General features: G+C 50.5%; 1 protein-coding gene. It reads right to left on the bottom strand.

Annotated elements, in window-relative coordinates:
* A partial coding sequence (locus FY251_RS21175) for a transposase (RefSeq protein WP_148416895.1) occupies nucleotides 1-209 on the bottom strand: 209 nt, incomplete at its 3' end.
* Nucleotides 210-467: the final 258 nt, after the last annotated feature.

Here is a 467-nt window from a genome sequence, read left to right as displayed (position 1 = left end):
AGCTTCGAGTGAGCGAAGATCGTGTCGGTCTTGTCGTTAAACGTCCGACCGCAATTCTTACACAAATACCGTTGATACACCCGATAGCTGCCGTTTCTGACCGTCAGGTCAGAACGGCAGCGGGGGCATCCAACACCATCACACCAGCGAACCTGTTGCAGCAGGTCCGCTGCAGCCGATTCCGACACGAACCGGCTTAGTGGGAACATATCGGGCACCGCTGGCGCGGTGCCCTTGCCCTCTTCGACTTTCAGCCGCAGCTCTCGCTATCAACAATCTACTTCGCAAGAGCGATTCAGTTTTATTACTTGGTGCGTCATATCTGATTTTCTAACTCTTCGGGACTATAAATAACCGAGCGCTTCAAGTCGGTTATCTCGAATTTCATCGCTTAATGCGTCGTGTTCTATTGGATTATCTGATTGAATCTCACGTCGTTGATTGGCAGGTATAGATAACCATGGCAC

The organism is Haloferax sp. KTX1 (assembly GCF_902410085.1).
In the GTDB taxonomy this organism is placed as follows: domain Archaea; phylum Halobacteriota; class Halobacteria; order Halobacteriales; family Haloferacaceae; genus Haloferax; species Haloferax massiliensis.
Note: the sequence above shows the minus strand (reverse complement) of the source record. Positions and strands in the feature narration are given on the sequence as shown.